Below are 22,295 nucleotides of genomic sequence, written 5' to 3'. Positions count from 1 at the left end.
TCAGATCTCCAGTGACGGGAGGATATTTTCGGAGACAGACGCGTTCAGCGCGCCGGTCGCGACAAGTTTGCTGATGGCCTCGAGGTCATCAGCCATATAGCGGTCCACCTCAAGCGTGGGGACGACGCCACGGATCGCGGCGATCGCCTTCTGCAATTCGGGACTGGTCGTCAGCGGTGCACGCAGCTCGACACCTTGCGCTGCCGTCAGTGCCTCGATGCCAATGATGCCAAAGAGGTTTTCGGTCATCTGCAGCAGACGCCGCGCGCCGTGGCAGGCCATGGAGACATGGTCTTCCTGGTTTGCCGATGTCGGCGTCGAATCGATCGATGCCGGATGCGACATCTGCTTGTTTTCCGACATCAGCGCCGCGGAGGTGACCTCCGCGATCATTAGGCCGGAATTGAGCCCCGGCTTCTTGGCGAGGAAGGCCGGCAGGCCGTAGGAGAGAGCCGGATCGACGAGCAGCGCGATGCGCCGCTGCGAGATCGCACCGATTTCGCAGACCGCAAGCGCGATCTGGTCGGCGGCGAAGGCAACCGGTTCTGCATGGAAATTGCCGCCTGAAACGACGGAGTTGTCCGAAAGAACCAACGGATTGTCGGTCACCGCATTAGCTTCGATCTCGAGGGTGCGGGCAACGGAACGCAGGAGATCGAGGCAGGCGCCGTCCACCTGTGGCTGGCAACGAATGCAATAGGGATCCTGGACGCGCTCGTCGCCCTCGATGTGGCTTTCGCGGATGACGGAGCTTTCGAGGAGTGTCCGAAGTGCCGTTGCCGTATCGATCTGGCCGCGATGACCGCGAAGCGTATGGATATCGGGATGGAACGGGGCGGAAGAACCCATCGCCGCGTCAGTGGACATGGCGCCGGTGATCAGGGCCGTCTGGGCGGCGCGATGCGCACGGAAGAGACCGGCAAGTGCCAGCGCCGTCGACGTCTGCGTCCCGTTGATCAGCGCGAGGCCTTCCTTTGCAGCGAGTATGACGGGCCGCAAGCCGGCCCGTTCCAGAGCCTCAGCGCCGGAAAGGCGCTCGCCTTTATAGAAAGCTTCAGCTTCTCCCATCATTACCGCCGCGAGATGCGCCAGCGGTGCAAGATCCCCCGAAGCGCCGACGGAGCCCTTTTCCGGGATAACAGGGATGACACCCCTTTCGAGCATTCCTTCGATCAGCCGGACGAGTTCCAGCCGCACGCCGGACGCGCCGCGTCCGAGCGAAACGAGCTTCAGCGACATGATGAGCCGTACGACATTTTCCGGCAGCGGAGCGCCGACACCGCAGCAATGCGAGAGGATCAGGTTCCGCTGCAGCGTCGCCACATCGGCGCTGTCGATCTTGATGGAGGCAAGCTTACCGAAGCCGGTATTGATGCCGTAGACCGGCGCATTGCCGGCGGCGATCTCGGCGATGCGCGCAGCGGCCTTTTCGATGCCGGCATCGAAGGAGGCATCGAGCCGAGCCGGCTCGCCGGTCCAATAGATTGTTTCCAGCTGTTTCAGCGAAACGGCGCCGGGATGGAGGATGATGGTCAACGGTCGATCCTTTCGCCCTTGAAGACACGCGCAAAGAGTGGATTGAAGCCGATGCGGTAGACGAGCTCCGCCGGGCTCTCGATATCCCAGATGGCAAGATCGGCGGACTTTCCGGCCTCGATCGTACCGGTTTCCTGAAGGAGGCCGAGGGCGCGGGCGCCTTCGCGGGTGGCGCCGGCGATGCATTCCTCGACCGTCAGGCCGAAGAGTGTTGCCGACATGTTCATCGTCAGAAGCAGTGAGGTGAGGGGCGAGGTGCCTGGGTTGCAGTCCGTCGCGATGGCGATCGGAACGCCGGCAGCACGCAGCGCCTTGACGGGCGGCTTCTGCGTTTCGTTGATGGCGTAGAATGCGCCGGGCAGCAGCACCGCGACCGTTCCGGCGGCTGCTATGGCGGCAACACCGGTCTCATCGAGATATTCGAGATGATCGGCCGAAAGCGCGCCATAATCGGCGGCAAGTTCGGCTCCGCCCAGATTGGACAGTTGCTCGGCGTGCAGCTTGACCGGCAGGCCAAGCGCCTCGGCGCGATCGAAAACATATCCGATCTCTTCCGTGGAGAAAGCGATGCCTTCGCAGAAGCCGTCGACGGCATCGACAAGGCCTTTTTCATGCGCCTCATCGAGGGCGGGCAGCACGATGTCCGTTATGTAGTCGTTATTGCGGCCTTTATACTCGAGAGGCGTCGCATGAGCGCCGAGATAGCTGGTCTTGACGCGCACTGGACGCGCAGAGCCGAGCCCCCGGGCAGCCTCGAGCATCTTCAATTCGCCGGCGATACTGAGACCGTAACCGGACTTGACCTCGATCGTCGTCACACCTTCGGAAAGCAGCGTATCGAGGCGGGGGAGCGAGGCTTGCACGAGGCCCTCGACGGATAGCGCATTCGTCGCCTTGACCGAGGAGACGATGCCGCCGCCGGCGCGGGCGATCTCTTCATAGGTCGCACCTTCTAGCCGCATTTCGAATTCTTGAGCGCGGTTGCCGCCATGGACGATGTGCGTGTGGCAATCGACGAGCCCGGGCGTCACCCAGCGGCCCTCCAGGTCGGTAATCTCGGCCCGCCCGATGATGGAGACCGGCAGCTCACTTTCCGGGCCGGCATAGCTGATGCGTCCGTTCTCGATAACGATCGCGCCCTTTTCGACAATGCCCAAATCTGGCTTGGCCGGATCGAGCGTCGCCATGCGGCCATTGCGCCAGAGGCGCGTTCTCTGCTCCTGCGCGAAAAGATTGTTCCCAGTCATCGGCTTTAGCCTTCCCCTTTGTCACAAAATGTATATACATAATAATCGGGTGACAAGTAGAAATTTGGGCGCTTCCATGGAAAAGAAAGATGGAAGAGCTGGAGAAGGGGAAAAGCTGATGACCACACTTCACGCGACGACCGCACTCTTACCCGACGGTTGGCGAAGCGACGTCCGCCTGACGCTCGAGGACGGCTGCATCGGAAGGATCGAAGTTGGCGTGAAGGCTGACGCGGGTGACGAGCGCCATCAGCTTCTTGTTCCCGCGATGCCCAACCTGCACAGCCATGCCTTCCAGCGCGCCATGGCCGGTCTTGCCGAAGTTCGCGGTCCTGCAAATGACAGCTTCTGGAGCTGGCGGACGGTGATGTACAAGTTCGCGCTCGCGATGACGCCGGAGCATGTCGAGGCGGTCGCCGCGCAGCTTTACATGGAAATGCTCGAAGCCGGGTTCGCGCGCGTGGGCGAATTTCATTACCTGCATCATGACAAGGATGGCTCCGCTTATGCCAACATCGCTGAGCTTGCGGAGCGCATCGGCGCTGCAAGCGAGGCGGCCGGGATCGGTCTGACCCTTCTGCCGGTTTTTTACGCTCATTCCGGCTTCGGCGGCGCAGCACCCGCCGAAGGGCAGCGGCGCTTCATCAACTCGCTGGAGAACTTCGGCAAGCTGCTTGGGAATACCCGCGACATTGTCGGCAAGCTGGAAGGCGCAAGGCTCGGTATCGCCCCGCATAGTCTGCGTGCCGTCACGCCGGATGAACTTGCCAGCATCCTGCCGCTTGCAGAAGGCGCACCTGTCCATATCCACGTCGCCGAACAAGTGAAGGAAGTTGAGGACAGCATCGCCTGGTCAGGACAGCGCCCCGTCGAGTGGCTTCTCGACCATGCGCCGGTTGATCACAACTGGTGCTTCATCCATGCGACCCATATGACCGAGGATGAAACCAGGCGCATGGCCAAAAGCGGCGCGGTTGCCGGCCTTTGCCCGATCACCGAAGCCAATCTGGGCGATGGCGTTTTCCAGGCACCGCTCTTTCTCGAAGAGGGCGGACGATTTGGCATTGGGTCGGACTCGAATGTGCTGATCTCGCTTCCCAGCGAACTCCGCCAGCTCGAATATTCCGAGCGCCTGGCGCTTCGTTCCCGGAACGTGATCGCAAAAAGCGGCGATTCCACGGGCCGCTCGTTGTTCGACAATGCGCTTGCTGGCGGTGGCGCCGCACTCGGCGTTGCGGCGGGTCTGGCGGAAGGCAATTACGCGGATATCGTCGCGCTAGACTGTAACGCCGTGCCTCACCTCGCTAACGACCAGATCCTCGATAACTGGATTTTCGCTGGCAGTGTCGCTGTCGACTGTGTCTGGGCGCATGGCCGCAAGCAGGTCTTAGCCGGTCGTCATCGGCAGCGGGAAGCGATCAATCGGCGGTTCCTCGCCGCAATGCGCGAACTGCTGGCCGCTTAGGTTTTCCGCCTACGCGCCAGTGTTCGCAGAATTCCGAGCGCTTCTATTGCGAATCACGCCGCAAATAGCGGAAGTAAACGTCCAGATGACTTCCGGATGACGAAATGCGCTACGAAATCGACAATGCCATGCTGAAAAGCTTGCTGCCAGCGGTCGTCCAGGCGGAGGACATGCTGGCGCGGCTGGATGAGAGAGCGGCCCGTTCGCCGGTCGGCGATGGATTTGCCGAACGCGGCCACTTTTTCGATGCGGCGGGCGCGCTGTGGGTTGCGGGGGAGCTTGTGCATGTGGAAGACCTGGTGCTGCACGATGCGCATATGGACAGCCGCACGCCGAGCCACGAGCTTACAATCGCGCATTCCGTGCTGCGCGCAAGACGGCGCATCTGGACGGCCGAGCCAGGCTGGGCACTTAGCGCAGCCGGATTGAACACGCTTGCCGGCGCCGGCCTTGATGACGTCGCGCGGGCTCCCGAGGTCAAGGGCACAAGCAGGCCGCTTGAAGAGGCGGAGGACGAACCCGAGGCGCTACTGTCGGCGGAACTCGCCGAGATCGATGCTGTGCTCGCCCGCTCCCAGCGACTGCTGGACACGCATCTCGGCAAGCCTGCCGAGCCAGATGAAAAACCCAAACACACGCGGACCGACGATCCTCTGGGTCTCTTCGGCGACGACGAATGGGACGAGGCGCAGCGGCTGGCAGATTGGCGCAACCTCATTTTGCTGGCCGATGAACTCATTCCGACGCTCGCCGCTGCCGTGCTCTTTGAGGCTTGGGAGAGAGCCGAGCCGCTAAGGCGCCAGCATTGGCTGGGCGGCCTCCTGATCTCAGCCTATCTACGCTCACGGGGTAAGGTCGCCTCACACCTCTTTTCCTTCTATACCGGGCTGAAGTCCGTCCGCCATGAGCGGCGGCGTTCGCGCGATCGCCTGACGCGTTTGCTTGCCTATCTAGAGGCTATGAGCGACAGCGCAGCCGCCGGGCTGAAGGAGATGGATCGTCTGTCGCTTGCCCGCACGCAGATGGAATTGCGCTTCAGGGATCGTCGCTCGAACAGCAGCCTGCCGCAGCTCGCCGACTTCGTCCTTTCGCGGCCGATGGTATCTTCGGCGATGGTCGCCCGGCACTTGCGGGTGACGAGCCGCGGTGCGCTCAACCTGTTGAACGAAATCGGCATTCGGGAAATCACGGGACGCGGCCGTTACCGCGCCTGGGGTATCATCTGAAATAGAAAAACGGCCGGGCATTGAGCCCGGCCGTCCCTTGGGTGAACGCCCGGCCGCCATCCTGTCACAGACTGCAAACCGGGCGTTCTGCGCTTCCATTGCCCCCAGAAGCGCGGTCTCTATTCCCGCTCGCCGGTAAAGCTGAGCAGGAGCTGGAAGATGTTCACGAAATTCAGGTAGAGCGACAGCGCGCCGAAGACGGCAAGCTTCTGGTTCGATTCCTGATCGTGGTTTTCCGAATACTGTTCCTTGATGTTCTGCGTGTCCCAGGCGGTCAGGCCGACGAAGACGAGGATACCGATCACCGAGACGGCGAACTGCAGCGCGGTCGAGCCCAGGAAGATATTGACGATGCTGGCGATGATGACGCCGATCAGGCCCATCATGAGGAACGAGCCGAAGCGGGCAAGATCACGCTTGGTCACGTAGCCATAGAGGCTCGTTGCGCCGAACATGGTCGCGGCGATGAAGAAGGTGCGCGCGATGCTCGTGCCGGTGAAGACGAGGAACACCGACGCCAGCGACAGTCCCATCACCGCACAGAATGCCCAGAAGGTCATTTGCGCAGCGCTCGCGGACATCGTCTGGATACGGAACGAGAAGAAGAAGACGAAGGCGAGCGGCGCAAGCATGACCACCCACTTCAGCGGCGACTGGAAGATCGGCACGTAAAGGGCCGGCGTGGTGCCGACGATAAAGGCCACGATCCCGGTGATGACGAGACCGAGACCCATGTAATTGTACACGCGCAGCATATGCTGACGGAGACCCTCGTCGAAGAGAGCCTGCGAGCCTGCGGCAGAACCGTAGCCGTAACGCGAATTGGTCGGGTTCATTTTGATCTCCCTCGGGTTGAACTAGTAGAGCGAACGGGCGAGACCTTCGGCGGTCCGGTCGAGGTCAAGGTCCTTGTCACCGGCAATCAGCGCATAGGCGACATCACCAATCTGCCAGTAGGCGGCATTGGTATTGTCGAGCACAAGATGGGCGACCGGCTGAACGGCAAACGCGCCTGGCCGGACGGCGAAAAGCGAAAGACGCTTCCCATCGGATTCCTGGATCGCCATTTCGACACTCGGGCCGAACGCGGACGGAAAGATCTGCACATCGGAAACCTTCCAGTCCTTCGGCAACTCCGGCATCGTGATTGCGGTCGCGGCTCGAATGTCGTCGGCATTGTATTTCGCTGCCGACTGAGAAGGCAGCGTCTCGCGAAGCTTGGCCGCGTGGTAGGCCCGCACCGCTTCTTCAACATAGGCTGGCGCTGGAACGGAGGCTGCAACCTCGGTTGCCGTAAAGGCGCCAAAGGACGTATGCGCCACCCAGCCAACCGTTACGAGCACGCCGACTGCCGCAATCCGCTGCACAGTGTGTAGAATACGGCCATGCGACAGGCCACGCTCGAGGCGCCGGGCGGCGTCGCGGGTCTCCATCCGGCCGAAAGCACTTTCACCGGCAAGCGCGAGGCGCAACTCGCCCTTCAGGCTGAGGTCGGCCATCACCTTTGCGGCTATAGCGGGATTCTCGGAAAGATAGGTTTCCACCTGGATGCGGCGCGCCACGTCGAGTTCGCCGTCCACATAGGAGTCAAGATCTGTATCGATGATCGGATCAACTGCTTTCATTGCCGTCCCCTCCGATTAGCTTCAGATACGAGACGCGCGGCGTACTTGCTTCGAACTCGCGAAGCTGCGCCCGGGCGCGGGAAATGCGTGACATCAGCGTTCCGACCGGGATGCCGAGCGAGGCTGCAGCTTCCTGATAGGAAAGATCCTCTATCGCGACGAGATGGAGTGCCTCGCGCTGCTCTTCCGGCAGGTTGAAGAATGCATCGCGCACCTGCTGCAGGCGCACCGCATGCTCCTGTCCGGCAGGCAGCGACTGTTCGGCTTCAAGGACTGCCTCATCGTGCCTGCGCGCGATCGACCGGTTCTGGCGAACGCGATCGATATGCGCGTTGTGCAAAATGGAAAGCAGCCACGTCCGCAGGTTGCCGCCCCGCCGGAAGCTCTGACGCTTCTCGAAGGCGCGCACCAGCGCATCATGCACAAGGTCTTCGGCATCATCCGAATTGCGCACCAGCGCACGCGCATAGCGCCTCAGCGCTGCGAGCTGTCCAATGACATCGAATGGGCGTTCTTTCCGTTCCATGGTTGAGTATACGGATGCCGCTCAGGATTTATTCCATCCCGGCATCGAATTTTATTAGCAGTTGGCGAGGAAATGTGTAGACGCTATATTGGTTTGTCTACACAGGAGCGCGGGGAATGCCGCTAAACATAAGAAATGAGCGCGTCAATCAGCTTGCCGAAGAACTGGCGGCGAAAAAGCATGTAAACAAAACGGAAGCGGTACGGCTCGCGCTTGAAGGCGAACTGCGCCGTCTCGAAGAGACATTGCCACTTTCCACCCGCCTTAAACCCCTTCAGGCTAGAATAGCATCCTTGCCTAACAGCGATGTTGTGCTGGACAAGGCCTTTTTCGATGAATTGAGTGGCGGCTACTGATGTTCGTCGATGCATCGGCGATGATCGCCATTCTGTTGCAAGAGCCTCAGTCCGACCGATTCGTGAAAATTCTCGAAGATGCTGCGCCGGGCTCGCTATACACATCGGTCATAGCTTTGTGGGAAGCCACGGTAGCGATATATCGCAAGAAGAGTACTTCGATGGCCGACGCTCAAGCGCAGCTCGAAGAATTCACGCGCATAGCCGGAATTTCGCTATTGCCCGTGACGCCGGAAGACAACCATTTGGCCTTGAAGGCCTTCGACCTGCATGGCCGTCACCGCCATCCTGACGAAACCCGCAATAGCGCGCTTAATCTTGCCGATTGCTTTCACTACGCGGTATCAAAGTCACGAAACCTGTCGATACTCACAAAAGATGTTGGCTTTTCGCTGACGGATATTAAAACGCTTGGGCCTGATTTCTAGGCGGGCTTCGCTTCCGACAACTCCTCCAAAATCGGACAATCCGGCCGGTCATCGCCATGGCAGGCGTGGACCAGGTGCTCTAGCGCTCGCCTGAGTTCCATCATCTCACGGATTTTTTGGTCGATCTCGGTGAGTTTTGCTTGGGCGATGTCCTTCACGTCCGCGCTTGCCCGGCTTTTGTCCTCGTAGAGTGCCAGAAGCTGCCGGCATTCCTCGACGGAGAAGCCGAGGCCGCGGGAGCGCTGGAGGAAGCGCAGCTTGTGAACGTCGGAGGCTGCATAGTCGCGATAGCCATTTCCGCCCCGGCTGGGGCGGATCAGGCCGATCTCCTCGTAATAGCGGATGGTCTTCGATGGCAGGCCGGAGCGTTCCGATGCTTCACCGATGTTCATGGTCCTGTCCTTTCACAGCCTTTCGAATCGCAGTCTCAGCGCATTGCCGATCACCGAAACCGACGACAGGCTCATGGCCGCTGCCGCAATCATCGGCGAAAGCAGTAGGCCAAAGATGGGGTAGAGGACCCCCGCCGCGACCGGGACGCCGAGGGCGTTGTAGCCGAAGGCGAAGCCGAGATTCTGCCGGATGTTGCGCATTGTCGCTTCGGCCAGCCGCCGCGCACGTACGATCCCGTTGAGGTCGCCCTTCACCAAGGTAATGCCTGCGCTTTCCATCGCAACATCGGCACCCGTTCCCATGGCGATCCCGACATCCGCAGCCGCAAGCGCCGGAGCGTCGTTGACACCGTCGCCAGCCATGGCGACGACGGCGCCCTTGGCATGCAGTTTATCGATCAACGCCTTCTTGCCTTCCGGCAGCACGTCGGCGCGCACCTCATCGATGCCCAGGCTTCTTGCAACGGCTTTTGCGGTGCGCTCGCTATCCCCGGTCGCCATGATGATACGCAGCCCGCTCTCGTGCAGTGCGCGGATCGCCTGCGCGGTCGTCGGCTTGATGCGATCGGCAACCGCGACGAGGCCGGCAAGACGGCCGTCGATTGCGATGAACATGACGGTCCTGCCTTCGTCGCGGAGAGCGCCCGCCTTTCCGGCAAGGGGTGCAGTATCGATGCCCAGATCGCTCATCATCGCTGCGTTGCCGAGTGCCACGGCCGCGTTGTCTGCATGACCTTTCACGCCCTTGCCGGTGACGGCTTCAAAGCCGGTGACATCGATTGGCTTGAGGCCTCGCTCCTCAGCACCGGAAACGATCGCCTCGGCCAGCGGATGCTCAGAGCCGCGCTCCAGGCTCGCGGCTAACAGGAGAAGTCGCTGCTCATCCATGTCGCCGACCGGAACCACATCCGTCAGGTGCGGCTTGCCTTCGGTCAGCGTGCCAGTCTTGTCGACGATCAGCGTGTCGACCTTGGAAAAGCGCTCCAGCGCTTCGGCGTCCTTGATCAGCACGCCTTCCTGAGCGCCGCGGCCGGTTGCGATCATGATCGACATCGGCGTCGCCAGGCCCAGCGCACAGGGGCAGGCGATGATGAGCACGGCGACTGCGGCCAGCAGCCCATGCGCCATTTGCGGTTCAGGTCCGAAGACGGCCCAGCCGGCGAAGGCGACGATCGCCGTCAGAACGACGGCAGGCACGAAAACGGCCGAAACCCGATCGACTGCATTTTGAATCGGCGCCCGGGAGCGCTGCGCCTTCGCGACCATATCGACGATGCGCGACAGGGTCGTCTCCGCGCCGACCCGTTCGGCGGTCATCACGAGACTGCCGTTCCGGTTGATCGTGCCACCGGTGACGAGGTCACCCGCGGTCTTCTCGACGGGAATCGGCTCGCCGGTAATCATCGATTCATCGACGGTCGATTGCCCTTCGCTGACCGATCCGTCGACGGGCACACGCTCACCCGGCCGCACCCGCAGCCGATCGCCCGCGGCGATATCGTCCACGTCGACATCCGTCTCGCTGCTATCGGCATTGATGCGGCGCGCCGTCTTTGGCGCGAGGTCGAGCAGTGCCCGGATGGCTGAGCCGGTTCGCTCGCGAGCCTTCAGTTCCAGCACCTGGCCGACGAAGACCAGCGTCACGATGACGGCCGCAGCCTCGAAATAGACGGGCACTGTCTCGCCATGTCCCCGAAAACTCATGGGAAAGAGCCCCGGCGCAAGCGTTGCCACCACACTGTAGACATAGGCCGTGCCGACGCCGAGGCCGATCAGCGTCCACATGTTCGGGCTGCGGTTGCGGAGCGAGGCAAAGGTGCGCCGGAAGAAGGGCAGCGCCGCCCAAAGCACGACCGGCGTTGCGAGCACAAGCTCGATCCAACTCGAAAGCGGTTCGCCGATCGCTTCGCGCAGCGGCAGCCCGAGCATCGGCCCCATGCCGAGCGGAAGAAGCGGAATGGCCAATGCCGCGCTGATCCAGAGCCGCCGCGTAAAATCGACGAGTTCCGGGTTCGGGCCTTCGTCTTCGGGCGGAATGCCCATCGGCTCCAGTGCCATGCCGCATTTCGGGCAGTCGCCGGGGTGATCGCTGATGACTTCCGGATGCATCGGGCAGGTATATTGGGTGCCCTTCGGCATGGGCTTCGGCTCAGGCCGACTCCCATCGCGATAGGCTTGCGGATCGGCCTCGAACTTTGCCTTGCAGCCCGCCGAGCAGAAATAGAACTTCTCGCCTTCATGCTTCAGGAAATGCCGTGCTGTCCCGCGATCGACGGACATGCCGCAGACAGGGTCCGTGGCCGTCAGATAGTCCTGCGGGCTTGCTTCGAATTTCTTCCGGCAGCCGTCGCAGCAGAAATGATAGGTGTGGTCCTGGTAGTCGAGGCTGGGCTTGCCAGCGTCCGGATCCACTATCATGCCGCAGACGGGATCGCGCGCAAAAACGGCTTCGCTGGGACCGGCATGGTCGTGAGCGCAGCAACTGCCAGCGCCGGGATGGTGGTGATCATGCGTATTCATAGGCTTCTCCGTTGCCCCATGGGGCAGTGGATAGGCTTATGAACCTTCCAGCAACTGGAAGGTCAAGGGAATAATTTCCAAACGCCGTCAATTAGGCTCTATGAGAGCCACGGGTTGGCTGCCGAGCAACGCCGAGAGCAATAGTTCGCCGCCGGGATCGAGCATTCTGCCGGTCAGAAGATCGCACTTGAGGCCTTGAAGAGAGGCAGGCACCTTGATCGCCGTGTTGTTCCAGAATTCCGGCCCGGCGAACAGCACGCCCGGATCGAGCCAGCCGAACATCAGTCGCGGTACGACGGTGATCGCATAGGTTCCGTTCAAGTGCCGCGCAAAGGCGACGACATGATCCTTCCGGCTGCCGGACACCTCAAGCGGCACATGGGCACCTTTCGCAAACAGCTCCGGCCGCCGCTGGCGAAGATGAAGGCCGATTTCCACGATCCGTTGCTTCAGGGCCGGGACCGTCAGCCTTGCAACCGGCGCTCCCTCGGAGAGGCTGGCAGACAACTCGGTCATGTTGACGGACCTGCGGTTATCCGGATCGACGAGGCTGTAATCGAAAATTTCGGCGCCTTGATAGATGTCAGGTATTCCGGGCGCGGTCAGCTTGATCAGCGTCTGTGACAGACTGTTCAAATAGCCGGCTTCCATGAATGGCCGCACCACGTCGGCGAAATCCTCGTGAAAGGCGAGGTTGGTAGAGGCGAGCAATGACGCCGCATAAGCCTTCACGGCTGCCTCGTAGGCGGCATGCGGTTCGTCCCAGCTTGTATGCAGCTTTGCCTCGCGGATCGCCTTTTCCGCGTAAGCGGTGAAGCGCCCGGTCAGTGCTTCTGCCTGCCCATTCGAAAAATCTTCCGGCCAGATGCCGGCGAGTGCCTGGTAAAGCATCCATTCGATATTCGGCTCCGGCGTCAGGCCGCCAGGCAGCTCGATCAGATGCTCGCGGTTCATCTCGCGCCAGCGCTCCACGGCCTGCGCCCAGACATCCGCTCCTTCGCTCAAGGTATAGAGCCTTGCCCGGGTATCCTCGCCGCGTTTGGTGTCATGGGTCGACGTCGCGGAAAGCCCGTGCGGCTGCACCTGCGCCCGCTCCTGCATCAGGCCATGGAAAGTCTCGATGCCACCGGCCTTCATGTCCGCTTCACCGCCGACTTCGTTTGCGGCAAGCAATCGGTCATATCGGTAGAAGAGCGTATCCTCGACGGCCTTTGCCATGATGGGCCCGCTCAATTGCTGGAACCGGCTCCGGAATTCCTCTGCCGTTGCTTCGGCCTTCTCCCCTCGCAAAAGCTGCACGACCGGATCGAGCGCGTCGTGGTTTGCAAGCTTTTCAGCCGCGATAGAGGCGGCATTGTCGAGCACCACCGCGTCCGGCACGTCGAGCGGGCCGTTGCTGCCGTATGTGCGGTAAACCGGAAAAGCGATCAGCAACTCCCGGATGGCCGCGGCAATTGCAGTCCGGTCGAGGTCTGGATGGGCGGAGCGCACGATACTCACCAGCCGCGCCGTCTCGCCTTCGAAATTCCGCTCCACCATCAGCCGCTTGGTCGTGCGAAGGTCGGCGCTACAGTCCGACATTTCGGGCACGAGCGTTGCATAGGTGGCGCCAAGCTGCCGCAGACCTTCACCATCGATGAAGAGGTGGCTGAGTGCCGAAATGAACTCGTAGCCCGTGGTCCCGGCAACCGGCCAGCTTGCGGGCAAGGTCTCGTCATGGCCGAGGATCTTCTCGACGACGATGTAGGTTTCCAGTCCGGCTGCAGAGCGAAGCCTCGCCAGGTACTGCTTCGGGTCTGCCAGTCCGTCAACGTGATCAACCCGCAATCCCTGCACCCGGCCTGACCGCAGGAGTTCAAGAGTGAGCCGGTGCGTTGCTGCGAAAACCTTCTCGTCTTCGACGCGCAGCCCCACCAGTCCCGTCACCTCGAAGAAGCGCCTGTAGCTCAGATGTTTCTGGGCGTCCTTCCAGTATATCAGCTGCCAATGCTGGGCTTCGTGGAGGCGGGCAATCAGCTTTTTGTCTTTTGAGAGCTCGTCCAACACCAGATCGTCGGGGTTTGCTGCAGGTAGATCGGTAGTGCCGGGTCTGAGCGGCAGAAGGGTCTCGAAATAGGCAAGAGCCAGGTCGCCGCTTTCGGCATCACGCGCCAGCCGCAATTCACCGTCAGAGACTGCTTCTTCGAAGCGCTTACCCAGGATCGGCAGTGTCAGCCTTTCGCTCCAGTCTATATCGAAATACGTCGCGTAAGGGCTTTCCGGCCCAAGCTGCAGCACGCTTCGCCACCATGAATTCTCCGTCGAAGCGGCCATATGATTTGGCACGATATCGAGGATCAGGCCGAGCCCTGCCTCTTTCAACGCATCGCTCAGCCGCTCGAAGCCCTCGCGCCCGCCGATCGCAGGATCAATCTCGTTGGCATCGGTCACGTCATAGCCATGCGTCGAACCCGTCGTCGCGGTGAAAACCGGTGAGGCGTAAAGATGGCTGATGCCGAGCGCCTTGAGATAGGGCACGCATTCGACCGCGCGATCGAAGGTCACGCCGTTGCGGAATTGAATGCGATATGTCGAAGTCGGAAGCGCCATATCCGCCTGCTGTTAGAGGAGACCGCCCGGAACGACGACAACTGGCCTTTTGTTCCCGCTATTTTCTTTTAGTTATGTACACCACCGCATCTGAACACATCCACTCTCAAGCCAACTCACGCCGGCCGGTAAATCTGCGCCACCGAGCCTTTGGGAAAGGCCTTCGAGCTGACCAGCTTGAGGTTCCTTGGCGAGGCGACATCGGAGAAGATCGGCAGGCCCTTGCCGAGGACAACAGGATACAGCATCAGCATATATTGATCGACTAGGTCATGGGCGATGAGACTGCGTGCAAAGGTGGCGCCGCCATGAGCGATAATCGGCTTGCCATCCCCAGCCTTCAGGCTGGCGATTTCCTCGGCCAGATCGCCGCTCGCCACATAGGCTTCGCCCCAGCTTTCCGCACCGGGCTGCAATTGCCCCGTCTGGGCGCTTGCCGCGGCCGTTAGGATCGCCGGCCCTTGTTTTGAAAAGACGGCCTTCGGAATCTGGTTCATCGGCGGCGAGAATACGCTTGTCGAGTTGGGCCAGAAGGCGGCCATGCCCTTGAAAGTGCGGCTGCCCATGATGTGCAGGCTGGCATTCCACGCGTTATCCACCTTCCAGGCGATGGCCTCTTCATCACCGGAAAATATCCATTCGATTTCGCCGTCGGGGCCGCTGACGAAACCGTCGAGCGACATGGCCATTGTCAGGATCAACTCTCTCATCGCTTCCTCCTCGCACTGGTCGACCCAAGGACGTGCTGAACCAGCCGATGCCGACAATCCGCATTCTTCAAACGCAAAAATTACATGATTGGCGGGCCCGCAGTTACTAGTCGACAAAAATGCCGACGCTCGCTGCGCGGCCCATCGCATCGATCACCGTGAGTTTCGAATAGCCGGCTCCGTCAGGCATCCACTGATTGGTGCGGCGGCGCGAAAGATCGGGAAGGGGTTTGCCGTTCGCAAGCCACCGGAACGGTGCGCGGCCGCCCTGCAGTTTCAGCATCAAGGGCGAAAGGTCGCCGTTATTTGCTCCGAGGTCGACATGCGCCCCTTCGGGTGGATAGACGATCTGTGGCGCCGGCTCGCGGCTGGAATTGGAAAGCAGCCCGCTGGCATTCAGCGAGAAGCGCCTTTGGCTGACCGGCAGATCGGCCTGGGCGATGCGCATCGCACCGGACGGCGGGCGGGAGAGCGGTGTCGTCGCAATGCCCGACTTCGCAAAAGCCTCGAACAGGATCGGTGCCGCCGTGCCGTAACCGGTCAATCCCGGCACTGCGCCATTGTCCGGCCTTCCGACCCAGACGCCGAGGACATAGCGCCCGTTGTAGCCGACCGACCAGGCGTCGCGGTAGCCGTAGCTGGTGCCCGTCTTGTAGGCGATGCCGCGCTGCGCGGCGCCCGCGGGCGGAATGACGCCGGAAAGAATGTCGGTGACGTTCCAGACGGCCACCGGCTCCAGCAGTGGTTCGCCCTCAATCTTACCGGGCTTTCCCGTCACGCCATCGCCGATCCGCACCGGCTCGCCCTTGTTGGCGAGCGCCGTATAGAGCTGCACGAGGTCCCTCAGCGTGATGCCGACGCCGCCGAGACCGATCGCCAAACCGGGCGTCTCGTTCGGCGGCAGGACAGGGTGGACCTCGGCGCGTCGGAAGCGCACTAGGAGCCGCGCCGGATTGACGGCATCGAGAAGCCTCACGGCCGGTACATTCAGCGAAAGCTGCAACGCCTCGCGCACCGTCACGTCGCCCTGATAGCTCATGTCGAAATTGCGCGGCCGGTAGCCGAAGAAATCGGCCGGCCGGTCTTCGATGATCGTTTCCTGGCTCACCAGCCCTTGCTCGAAGGCGAGCCCGTAGATGAACGGCTTCAGCGTGGAGCCGGGCGAGCGGTTGACACGGGTCATGTCGATCCAGCCGGAGCGGCTGGCGTCGAAATAATCGGCCGAGCCGACCTCGCCGACGATTTCGCCGGTTCGCGCATCGGCCATAACCATGGAGACCGAGAGCTTCGGGCCAAGCCGCACGGCCGCATTTTTTGCGGCGAGCTCCAGGCCTTCCTGTACCCGCTTCTTGAGCGTGGTCTTGTGCTCGCGTTCCTGCGGCGCCTTGCGCAAGGCCGCTTCGGCAACGTGTGCGGCAAGGGCCGGCAGCTGCATGCGCTTTGCGGGCACCAGTGTCGCCTCCGCCCGTTCGGCCTCGCCGTCGCCGATAGCATCGACCACCGCGACACGCTCCAACACGCGTTTGCGCGCCGCTTCGGCAGCCGCGAGATTGCGGTCTGGCCTTCGCCTTTCGGGAAGCTGCGGCAGGGCAACGAGGAGGGCAGCCTGAGCTACTGTCAATCGCTTCGGCTCCTTGCCAAAATAGGCAAGGCTTGCGGCGCGCACCCCTTCCAGATTGCCGCCATAGGGCGCGTGCGTCAGATAGAGATTAAGGATCTGTTCCTTCGAAAGCCGTCGCTCGATCTGAATGGCACGTACGACCTGCAGGAATTTCGCCGAGAGCGAGCGTCCCGCTCGGGGCTCGATCAGCCGCGCAACCTGCATGGAAAGCGTCGAGGCACCGGAAACGATGCGGCCGTTGGTGATGAGCTGCAGCGCCGCGCGCCCGATCGCCAGCGGATCGATGCCGGGATGATCGTAGAACCGCCGGTCCTCATAGGCGACCAGCATCCGAATGAATTGAGGGTCGACGTCCGCGACGGTCGTTTTCAATCGCCATCGGCCCTCCGGCGTCGCAAAGGCGCGAAGCAATTGTCCGTCGGCATCCAGCACTTCCACCGATACGGCATCCGTTTTGTCGAGCGGTGGCGGATAGGCCCTGTCGGCGGCGTCGAGCGCAAACAAAGCTGTACCCGCCAGGATAGTACCGGCAGCAGTTCCGATCGAAAGCTTGTGCCAGAGCCGCATTATGGTGCTGCAATGACCTCCATCTTGCCGGTTGCCGTCCGCGCCGAAAGCTCGGGGCGATACATGTCCTCGACGGTTGCCGCCGGGTGATCATAGGTGCCGGGCGTCACGGCGCGCACGACGTAGGCGACATTGATCTCGCGATTGTCGTCCGAGGTCCGGTTGAAGGCCGCGACGAAGCGGTCGTTGCGGAATTCGGTATACGCCGCCGTCTGTTCGCCGATCCAGTCGAAATTGGTGAGCTGGGCGCTGTCGACCAGGCTCTGATTGTCGATCTGGAAGCCGGCGGGCAGCAGGTCGGTCATGATGATGCGTGACGGCCAATCATTGCTTTCCGTCACATGCAGCACGACGACATAGCGCTCATTCTGCTTCGCCTCGCTGACATTCGCCGGTTCGCCATCGAGCGTGTAGTAGCTGCGCTCGATGGTAAAGCCGTCGCCACCGGCAGGGAGCGGGACAGTGGGCGCTGCGACCGTCGTCACGACCGCCGATACGGGCTCCGTCATGGCGCTTGTCAAGGTCAGCGGATTGCTCATGAGCGCATCGCCGCTCATCTTGGCCATGTAAGCGCCGGTATGCAGCGCGCCGTTGACGTCGACCCTCAGTGCGTCGTCACCGCTCTGGATCGCCCGGGCAGCAAGCAGCATCCAGGCCTCTTCCTGCGTGCTCTTCCACTTGCTGCGGTCCCATTCCCCGGCAACGGCCTTTGCCAGTTCCGGAATGACCGGCGGCACCGGCCGGCTTTCGGCGGCAAGCGCCAGGATCGCGGCTCCGTCGCGGAGGATGGAGCCATAGTCGGTACGGGAAAGGTTGACGCGATGAACCATGGAATCATTGGTCATCTGCAAGGCGTCGACGAAGATGTTCTTGGAACGCGTCGCATCGCCATAGAGCGCAAGGGCTGCAGCGATATGCGCCTTTGCGAGCGGCGTCGGGAAGTCGTTGATCATCGTGTCGGCGTAATAGCGCAGATCGCTGATCGAAGCTTTCCTGTTGCGCGCGAGGACATAGAGCGCATAGGCAATCTCATCGCCCTGCGTCTTGACGTTGACGTCGTAGCTCAGCGCATTCTGCAGGTTCTCAAGCGCCTGGACCAGCGCGCGGTCCGGAACATCGTATTTCTCCTCGCGGGCACGCGTGAGGAAATCAGTGACATAGGAATCGAGCCACAGGTCGCCGGAATCCGGTCCCCAAAGACCGAAGCTGCCGCCGGATGCCTGATAAGAGAGCACTCGGTAGATCGCATCCTGCACGCGCTTCCCGATTTCCGCATCGCCTTCGAGCCCGTTCTGCTTGGAAAGCTCGCTGAGATAAAGAAGCGGCAACGCCCGGCTCGTCGTCTGCTCGGCGCAGCCGAAGGGGTAGCGGTCGAGCGCCATCAGCAGCGCCGGAATGTCGAAAGCCGCGGAGCGCGTCACATTCACGCTGACCGAGGCGCCTGGCAGAACGCTGTTAGCCAAAAGTTCCTTGTCGATCGTCAGCTTGGCCCCGGGCTTGAGCGCGATCACCCGTCGCTCGGTGACGGGCAGCGACGACGGGCGAACCGGTACATCGAGCGTTTGGTCCAGCGACAGGCCTGAGGCATCCGAGAGATTGATCGAAACGGTGCCGTTGCCGGGCTGCTTGCCGATCAGGGATAGCGTCAGGTCGGACTTGGCGCCCACATCGAGATGGATCGTCCGGGAGGCAGCGGCTTCCTCAATGCCGACGGCATCATTACCCGTAACGGCGATCTTGAAGTCTCCGGCTGGCGCATCGGTATTGGCGATGTCGAGCCGCAGCTCCGTCTTGTCTCCCGGTGCCAGGAATTTCGGCAGGCTGGCCGTCACCACCACCGGATCGCGGATGATGACATCCTTGACGCCGTGGCCGACGCCGTCCTTCGACCAAGCGACCGCCATGACGCGGGCCGTGCCGTTGAACTGCGGAATGTCGAAGCTGACATTGGCTTTGCCCTCGGCATCGAGCTTTACCGGACCCGAGAAGAAGGCGACGAGCTTCTGCGTCGGAGGGCTGCCCTGCAGCGCCACCGCGCCGCCATCGCCGCCGGTGCGCAGCTTGCCGGTTGCTCCCAGCGAGCCGTCGATGAGGCGGCCGTAGAGGTCGCGGATTTCGAGGCCGAGCTGGCGCTGACCGAAATACCAGTCTTCCGGATTGGGCGCCTCGTAGCGTGTCAGATTGAGAATGCCGACATCAACGGCGGCGACCGTCACATAGGCGTCCTCATTTGCTCCGGCTCCTGCAACCGCGAGGCTGATGTTCAGCGGGCCCCGTGGCAGCATCTTTTCTGGCGCATCGACCTTCACCTGCAGCGCTCGCTGCTCCGGATCGACCTTCAGCCATTTGACGCCGATCGAGCGCATTGGCATATGGCTGTCCTGGCTGTCACCCGGACGGAAAAGCGTGGCGGTGACGTAGGCGCCGGCGCCCCATTCAGCGGTGACGGGGATATCGACCTCGCCGCCGGTATCGCCCATCGTGGCGTTCTTGACAGCAACGAGGTTTTCCGTGCCTGCTGTCACCATGAGTTCGCCGCCATAGCGCGACGTAACCTTCAGCTTCGCCGTCTCGCCGATCTTGTAGCTCTCCTTGTCGAGTGCGATCTCCAGGCCATCCGGCGTTTCGGTCGAGACGGACTCCACCATCCATCCGGCATCGAACTCGACGCTGGAGGTTGGGCCGTCCGCGTCAGGGCTTTCAATTTCGAGCCGATAGCGGCCCCAGCCTACGGGGACGGAAATCTTGCCGCCGTCGAGGCTCGCGTCGATCGCGCCGTTCGCGACCTGCCGGGCATTGTAGATCGGTTCATATTTCCAGGCCGTGCCCTCGCGATACCACTGGTATTCACGATCGAGATTGTAGAATTTCCAGCGAAGCCCCTTCGCCTCCTGTTTCTGGCCATCGGCGGAGACGCCGATCACGTTGAAGTTGGCGATTGAGTTCTCGGCTGCATCGCCCGAAAATTCCGGCTTGATACCGATCATCGGTCCCTGGTTCTTGACCGGAATCACTAACGAGCGCTCCAACGCCCGGCCGCCCGCTTCCTGCATGCGGATATAGACCGTGGCATTCAGCAGCTGGGTGGTTGCAGGCAGGTCGCCGACGGTGAGCTTGGTCGAGGCTTCGCCGTTCTCGTCAAGCTCGGGCAGGCCGTCGATCGGCTGGCGGGTTTCCTCTGTCGCTTCTTCGTCGGCAAGGCCGAAGATGTAGCCCGGGAAAGCCTTGTTCTCGCGCGTCGGCTTGATAACGACATCACCCTCGAGCGTCAGCCCCGCGGCCGGGGCGCCATAGAGATATTTGCCGTTGATATCGATCGTTGCGGGAGTGTCAGGACCGATCTCCTTGGCTTCCGTCTTCAACTCCATGTCCGTGTGATCCGGCACGAAATCGTCGACGAGGAAGCTCTTCGTGCCGATCGGCGATCCCTTGGGATCCGTATGGACGTTCATCGTCCAGGTGCCGCGCATGGCGTTTTCCGGAATCGGCAGATCGATCACATAGCCGCCGAGATCGCTGTTTTGCTTGACGACGCGACGGTCCTCGACCCCATCCGGGCGCATGAAGATGAAGGTCAGCGGCAGGTTTTCGATCGCCTTGCCATCGACATCGCGGGCTAGGGCCGATGCGTGCACCGTCTCGCCGGCGCGATAGATTCCGCGCTCGGTCCACGTCATGACATCGATCGCACCGGGCGATGCGCGGCCCGTCACGCCGCGGTCGGACAGATCGAAGCCGGCGCGCGTCATGTCGAGGAAGACGTAGTCGGATGCGCCGTTCTTCGCAGTGATCACCGCAGGCGACAGTGCGGCTGTGCCGCGCATCAGGCCGGCTGTGAAGGTGGCGCGGCCGTTTTCATCCGTCTTCGCGGTGCCGAGGACTTCGTTGTTCTTGGCAAGCAACTGCAGCTCGATGCCGGCGATCGGCTTGGCCGAGGCGAGCGAACGCGTGAAGACGTTGAGCCCATCCGTCCCGGCATAGGTGGTGACGCCGATATCGGAAACGACGAACCACTGCGTCGCCTTCGAATCCCATTCGTTGTCAGGCGCGTTGGCGGGCGAAGCGATCAATACGTAGACGCCAGGCTTGCGCTCGGGCAACGCTTGGTCGACAGGGAAGCTGGTCACGACATCCTTGTTGAGGTCGTCGGCGATCTCGATCGAACCCTTCCAGACGAGTTCGCCGCTTTGCTCCTCGATATTCTGCGCGCTGTAACCGTCGAGCTGCGTCAGGAACTGCGAGCTCACGAGAAGCGGTGCGATACCGCGATCGCCGATGCGATAGAGCTTCAGATCTGCGGCATCGAGATTGACGGAAACGAGTGGAATGCCGCGGCGCGCGGTCGAAGGCAGCACGAAGCTGTCGCCGGTAAACCGCACCATCCGGCTGCGGTCCTTGACATAGATGTCGAGGCTGACAGCTGCTTCCAGTACCTCATCGACGGATGAGGGCAGGCCGGTGCGGAAGGCGATCTTGTAGGTCTCTCCGTGGACCAGCCCTTCCACGCAGATCTGCTTGTCCTTGGCTTCGAGCGCCTTCGGCGCCTGTCCGTTCAGCGTCACGAAGGGCGTGTAGTCCACCGTCTTCACGAGCGATTCCGAGAAGGTCACGCAGGCGCGTGGCGTTGCGCTGTCGGCATCGACGGTGTGTTCGGTGATGCGGAAGCCCTGTTCCGACTTGAGCTTCAGGTAGGCGGCCTGCACTTCCCTGGAGTTCGCCAGCGCAAGGCTCGCCTTGTAAGCGTTGAGGGCCGCGCGGAAGTTCGAGCTCTTCTCCAGCGATACAGCAAGGACGGCGAGCGCATCGGCGCGTTTTGAGGCCGTGCGGGTCAGTTCATACCCGTTCAGCGCATCGAGAACCGCCTGGCCGAAAGCCTGACTGTCGGTGCCGCCAAGGGAATTTGCTGCGCGGGCCGTCTCCAGCCAGAGATCGGCGTCATCAGGCGTCAACGCCAGCGCTCCGTGAAAGGCTTCGATCGCGCTTGCGAGATTGTTGCCGGTGAGATCGAGCCGCGCCGTGGCGGTCAGGCTATCGACGGTCTGGCCTTGTTGCGCTTCGCTAAGCGCCAGATTGGTCTTGACGTCGCGTGCCTGTTGGATCAGGTCGGCGGAAAGGAAGCTGAGGCGAGGGGCTGCGCCGATATCGGCTTCCTGCGGCCCGGCTGCGGTTTCGACGATCCGGCCCGCTATGGCGCCGGGGAAAGCGTTCATCGTCTTGAAGTCGGATTTCAGGAAGCACCACTTCACCTTCGGATTGTAGGTGAAGGCCTTGCAGCTCTTGTCGCCTATGCACGATGCCTTGCACTGATCGAGCGAGACATTCTGTTCCGTTCTCAGGTCGAAGCCGAAGAAATCGGCGTCCTTGATCGTCTGGATATCGCGCTTCGTTTCCGCAGCTATTGCGGGAACACTCGTCATGATGGCCGAAACAGCTATTGCGACGACTGCAAAGAGCGAGCGTGCAGACATGGTTACCCCCGGATCCCTG

15 protein-coding genes are annotated in these 22,295 nt (G+C 61.8%); 4 read left to right on the top strand and 11 right to left on the bottom strand.

Annotated elements, in window-relative coordinates; all coding sequences use genetic code 11:
• On the bottom strand, positions 1-1,536 hold the full coding sequence (gene hutH / locus ACPYOJ_RS00810; protein ID WP_481414533.1) for a histidine ammonia-lyase: 1,536 nt from the start codon (positions 1,534-1,536) through the stop codon (positions 1-3).
• Positions 1,533-2,783, bottom strand: a complete 1,251-nt coding sequence (gene hutI, locus ACPYOJ_RS00805) for an imidazolonepropionase (protein WP_481414532.1) — start codon at positions 2,781-2,783, stop codon at positions 1,533-1,535. The genes hutH and hutI overlap by 4 nt, the downstream gene beginning before the upstream one ends.
• Positions 2,784-2,901: 118 nt before the next feature.
• Between hutI and ACPYOJ_RS00800 the strand changes: the two genes are divergently transcribed.
• On the top strand, positions 2,902-4,248 hold the full coding sequence (locus ACPYOJ_RS00800; protein ID WP_481414531.1) for a formimidoylglutamate deiminase: 1,347 nt from the start codon (positions 2,902-2,904) through the stop codon (positions 4,246-4,248).
• 104 nt (positions 4,249-4,352) lie between these two features.
• Entirely contained in the window at positions 4,353-5,474 is a 1,122-nt protein-coding gene (locus ACPYOJ_RS00795) for an RHE_PE00001 family protein (RefSeq protein WP_481414530.1), read from the top strand.
• A 119-nt stretch (positions 5,475-5,593) separates the two neighbouring features.
• Here the strand turns inward: ACPYOJ_RS00795 and ACPYOJ_RS00790 are convergent, their stop codons facing one another.
• The 3 genes from ACPYOJ_RS00790 to ACPYOJ_RS00780 are packed head-to-tail and all read right to left on the bottom strand — an operon-like array spanning position 5,594 to position 7,625.
• Complete coding sequence (locus ACPYOJ_RS00790; RefSeq protein WP_481414529.1) at positions 5,594-6,310, bottom strand: Bax inhibitor-1/YccA family protein; 717 nt, start codon at positions 6,308-6,310, stop codon at positions 5,594-5,596.
• Between the two features lie 21 nt (positions 6,311-6,331).
• Complete coding sequence (locus ACPYOJ_RS00785) at positions 6,332-7,099, bottom strand: anti-sigma factor family protein (protein ID WP_481414528.1); 768 nt, start codon at positions 7,097-7,099, stop codon at positions 6,332-6,334.
• Complete coding sequence (locus ACPYOJ_RS00780) at positions 7,086-7,625, bottom strand: sigma-70 family RNA polymerase sigma factor (RefSeq protein WP_168829882.1); 540 nt, start codon at positions 7,623-7,625, stop codon at positions 7,086-7,088. The genes ACPYOJ_RS00785 and ACPYOJ_RS00780 overlap by 14 nt, the downstream gene beginning before the upstream one ends.
• A gap of 116 nt (positions 7,626-7,741) precedes the next feature.
• On the opposite strand from ACPYOJ_RS00780, the gene ACPYOJ_RS00775 reads away from it, so the two are divergent.
• Together ACPYOJ_RS00775 and ACPYOJ_RS00770 are read left to right on the top strand one after the other, a co-directional pair.
• Entirely contained in the window at positions 7,742-7,981 is a 240-nt protein-coding gene (locus tag ACPYOJ_RS00775) for a type II toxin-antitoxin system VapB family antitoxin (RefSeq protein ID WP_481414527.1), read from the top strand.
• Positions 7,981-8,409, top strand: coding sequence for a type II toxin-antitoxin system VapC family toxin (locus ACPYOJ_RS00770; RefSeq protein WP_481414526.1), 429 nt, complete (start codon positions 7,981-7,983; stop codon positions 8,407-8,409). The genes ACPYOJ_RS00775 and ACPYOJ_RS00770 overlap by 1 nt, the downstream gene beginning before the upstream one ends.
• Here the strand turns inward: ACPYOJ_RS00770 and cueR are convergent.
• The 6 genes from cueR to ACPYOJ_RS00740 all read right to left on the bottom strand — a co-directional run bounded on the left by cueR (position 8,406) and on the right by ACPYOJ_RS00740 (position 22,276).
• On the bottom strand, positions 8,406-8,801 hold the full coding sequence (gene cueR, locus ACPYOJ_RS00765) for a Cu(I)-responsive transcriptional regulator (protein WP_481414525.1): 396 nt from the start codon (positions 8,799-8,801) through the stop codon (positions 8,406-8,408). The genes ACPYOJ_RS00770 and cueR overlap by 4 nt on opposite strands.
• A 12-nt stretch (positions 8,802-8,813) precedes the next feature.
• The gene (locus ACPYOJ_RS00760; protein WP_481414524.1) at positions 8,814-11,321 is read right to left on the bottom strand and encodes a heavy metal translocating P-type ATPase; all 2,508 of its coding nucleotides are present in this window, start codon (positions 11,319-11,321) and stop codon (positions 8,814-8,816) included.
• A gap of 87 nt (positions 11,322-11,408) precedes the next feature.
• Positions 11,409-13,910: a malto-oligosyltrehalose synthase gene (gene treY, locus ACPYOJ_RS00755; RefSeq protein ID WP_481414523.1), complete on the bottom strand. Its 2,502-nt coding sequence runs from the start codon at positions 13,908-13,910 to the stop codon at positions 11,409-11,411.
• A gap of 116 nt (positions 13,911-14,026) precedes the next feature.
• Entirely contained in the window at positions 14,027-14,620 is a 594-nt protein-coding gene (locus ACPYOJ_RS00750; protein ID WP_481414522.1) for a dihydrofolate reductase family protein, read from the bottom strand.
• 106 nt (positions 14,621-14,726) lie between these two features.
• A complete protein-coding gene (pbpC, locus tag ACPYOJ_RS00745) occupies positions 14,727-16,808 on the bottom strand; it encodes a penicillin-binding protein 1C (protein ID WP_481414521.1) in 2,082 nt (693 codons plus the stop codon).
• Entirely contained in the window at positions 16,808-22,276 is a 5,469-nt protein-coding gene (locus ACPYOJ_RS00740) for an alpha-2-macroglobulin family protein (protein ID WP_481414520.1), read from the bottom strand. Before ACPYOJ_RS00740 ends, pbpC begins: the two co-directional genes overlap by 1 nt.
• Between the last annotated feature and the right edge of the window lie 19 nt (positions 22,277-22,295).

It is taken from the genome of Rhizobium sp. SVR5-9E (genome assembly GCF_056755095.1).
Note: the sequence above shows the minus strand (reverse complement) of the source record. Positions and strands in the feature narration are given on the sequence as shown.

Excerpts from the sequence above, each read along its gene's own strand:
- hutI (WP_481414532.1), bottom strand. The coding sequence starts at position 2,783 with ATGACTGGGAACAATCTTTTCGCGCAGGAGCAGAGAACGCGCCTCTGG.
- ACPYOJ_RS00800 (WP_481414531.1), top strand. The coding sequence starts at position 2,902 with ATGACCACACTTCACGCGACGACCGCACTCTTACCCGACGGTTGGCGA.
- ACPYOJ_RS00795 (WP_481414530.1), top strand. The coding sequence starts at position 4,353 with ATGCGCTACGAAATCGACAATGCCATGCTGAAAAGCTTGCTGCCAGCG.
- ACPYOJ_RS00790 (WP_481414529.1), bottom strand. The coding sequence starts at position 6,310 with ATGAACCCGACCAATTCGCGTTACGGCTACGGTTCTGCCGCAGGCTCG.
- ACPYOJ_RS00785 (WP_481414528.1), bottom strand. The coding sequence starts at position 7,099 with ATGAAAGCAGTTGATCCGATCATCGATACAGATCTTGACTCCTATGTG.
- ACPYOJ_RS00780 (WP_168829882.1), bottom strand. The coding sequence starts at position 7,625 with ATGGAACGGAAAGAACGCCCATTCGATGTCATTGGACAGCTCGCAGCG.
- ACPYOJ_RS00775 (WP_481414527.1), top strand. The coding sequence starts at position 7,742 with ATGCCGCTAAACATAAGAAATGAGCGCGTCAATCAGCTTGCCGAAGAA.
- ACPYOJ_RS00770 (WP_481414526.1), top strand. The coding sequence starts at position 7,981 with ATGTTCGTCGATGCATCGGCGATGATCGCCATTCTGTTGCAAGAGCCT.
- cueR (WP_481414525.1), bottom strand. The coding sequence starts at position 8,801 with ATGAACATCGGTGAAGCATCGGAACGCTCCGGCCTGCCATCGAAGACC.
- ACPYOJ_RS00760 (WP_481414524.1), bottom strand. The coding sequence starts at position 11,321 with ATGAATACGCATGATCACCACCATCCCGGCGCTGGCAGTTGCTGCGCT.
- treY (WP_481414523.1), bottom strand. The coding sequence starts at position 13,910 with ATGGCGCTTCCGACTTCGACATATCGCATTCAATTCCGCAACGGCGTG.
- ACPYOJ_RS00750 (WP_481414522.1), bottom strand. The coding sequence starts at position 14,620 with ATGAGAGAGTTGATCCTGACAATGGCCATGTCGCTCGACGGTTTCGTC.
- pbpC (WP_481414521.1), bottom strand. The coding sequence starts at position 16,808 with ATGCGGCTCTGGCACAAGCTTTCGATCGGAACTGCTGCCGGTACTATC.
- ACPYOJ_RS00740 (WP_481414520.1), bottom strand. The coding sequence starts at position 22,276 with ATGTCTGCACGCTCGCTCTTTGCAGTCGTCGCAATAGCTGTTTCGGCC.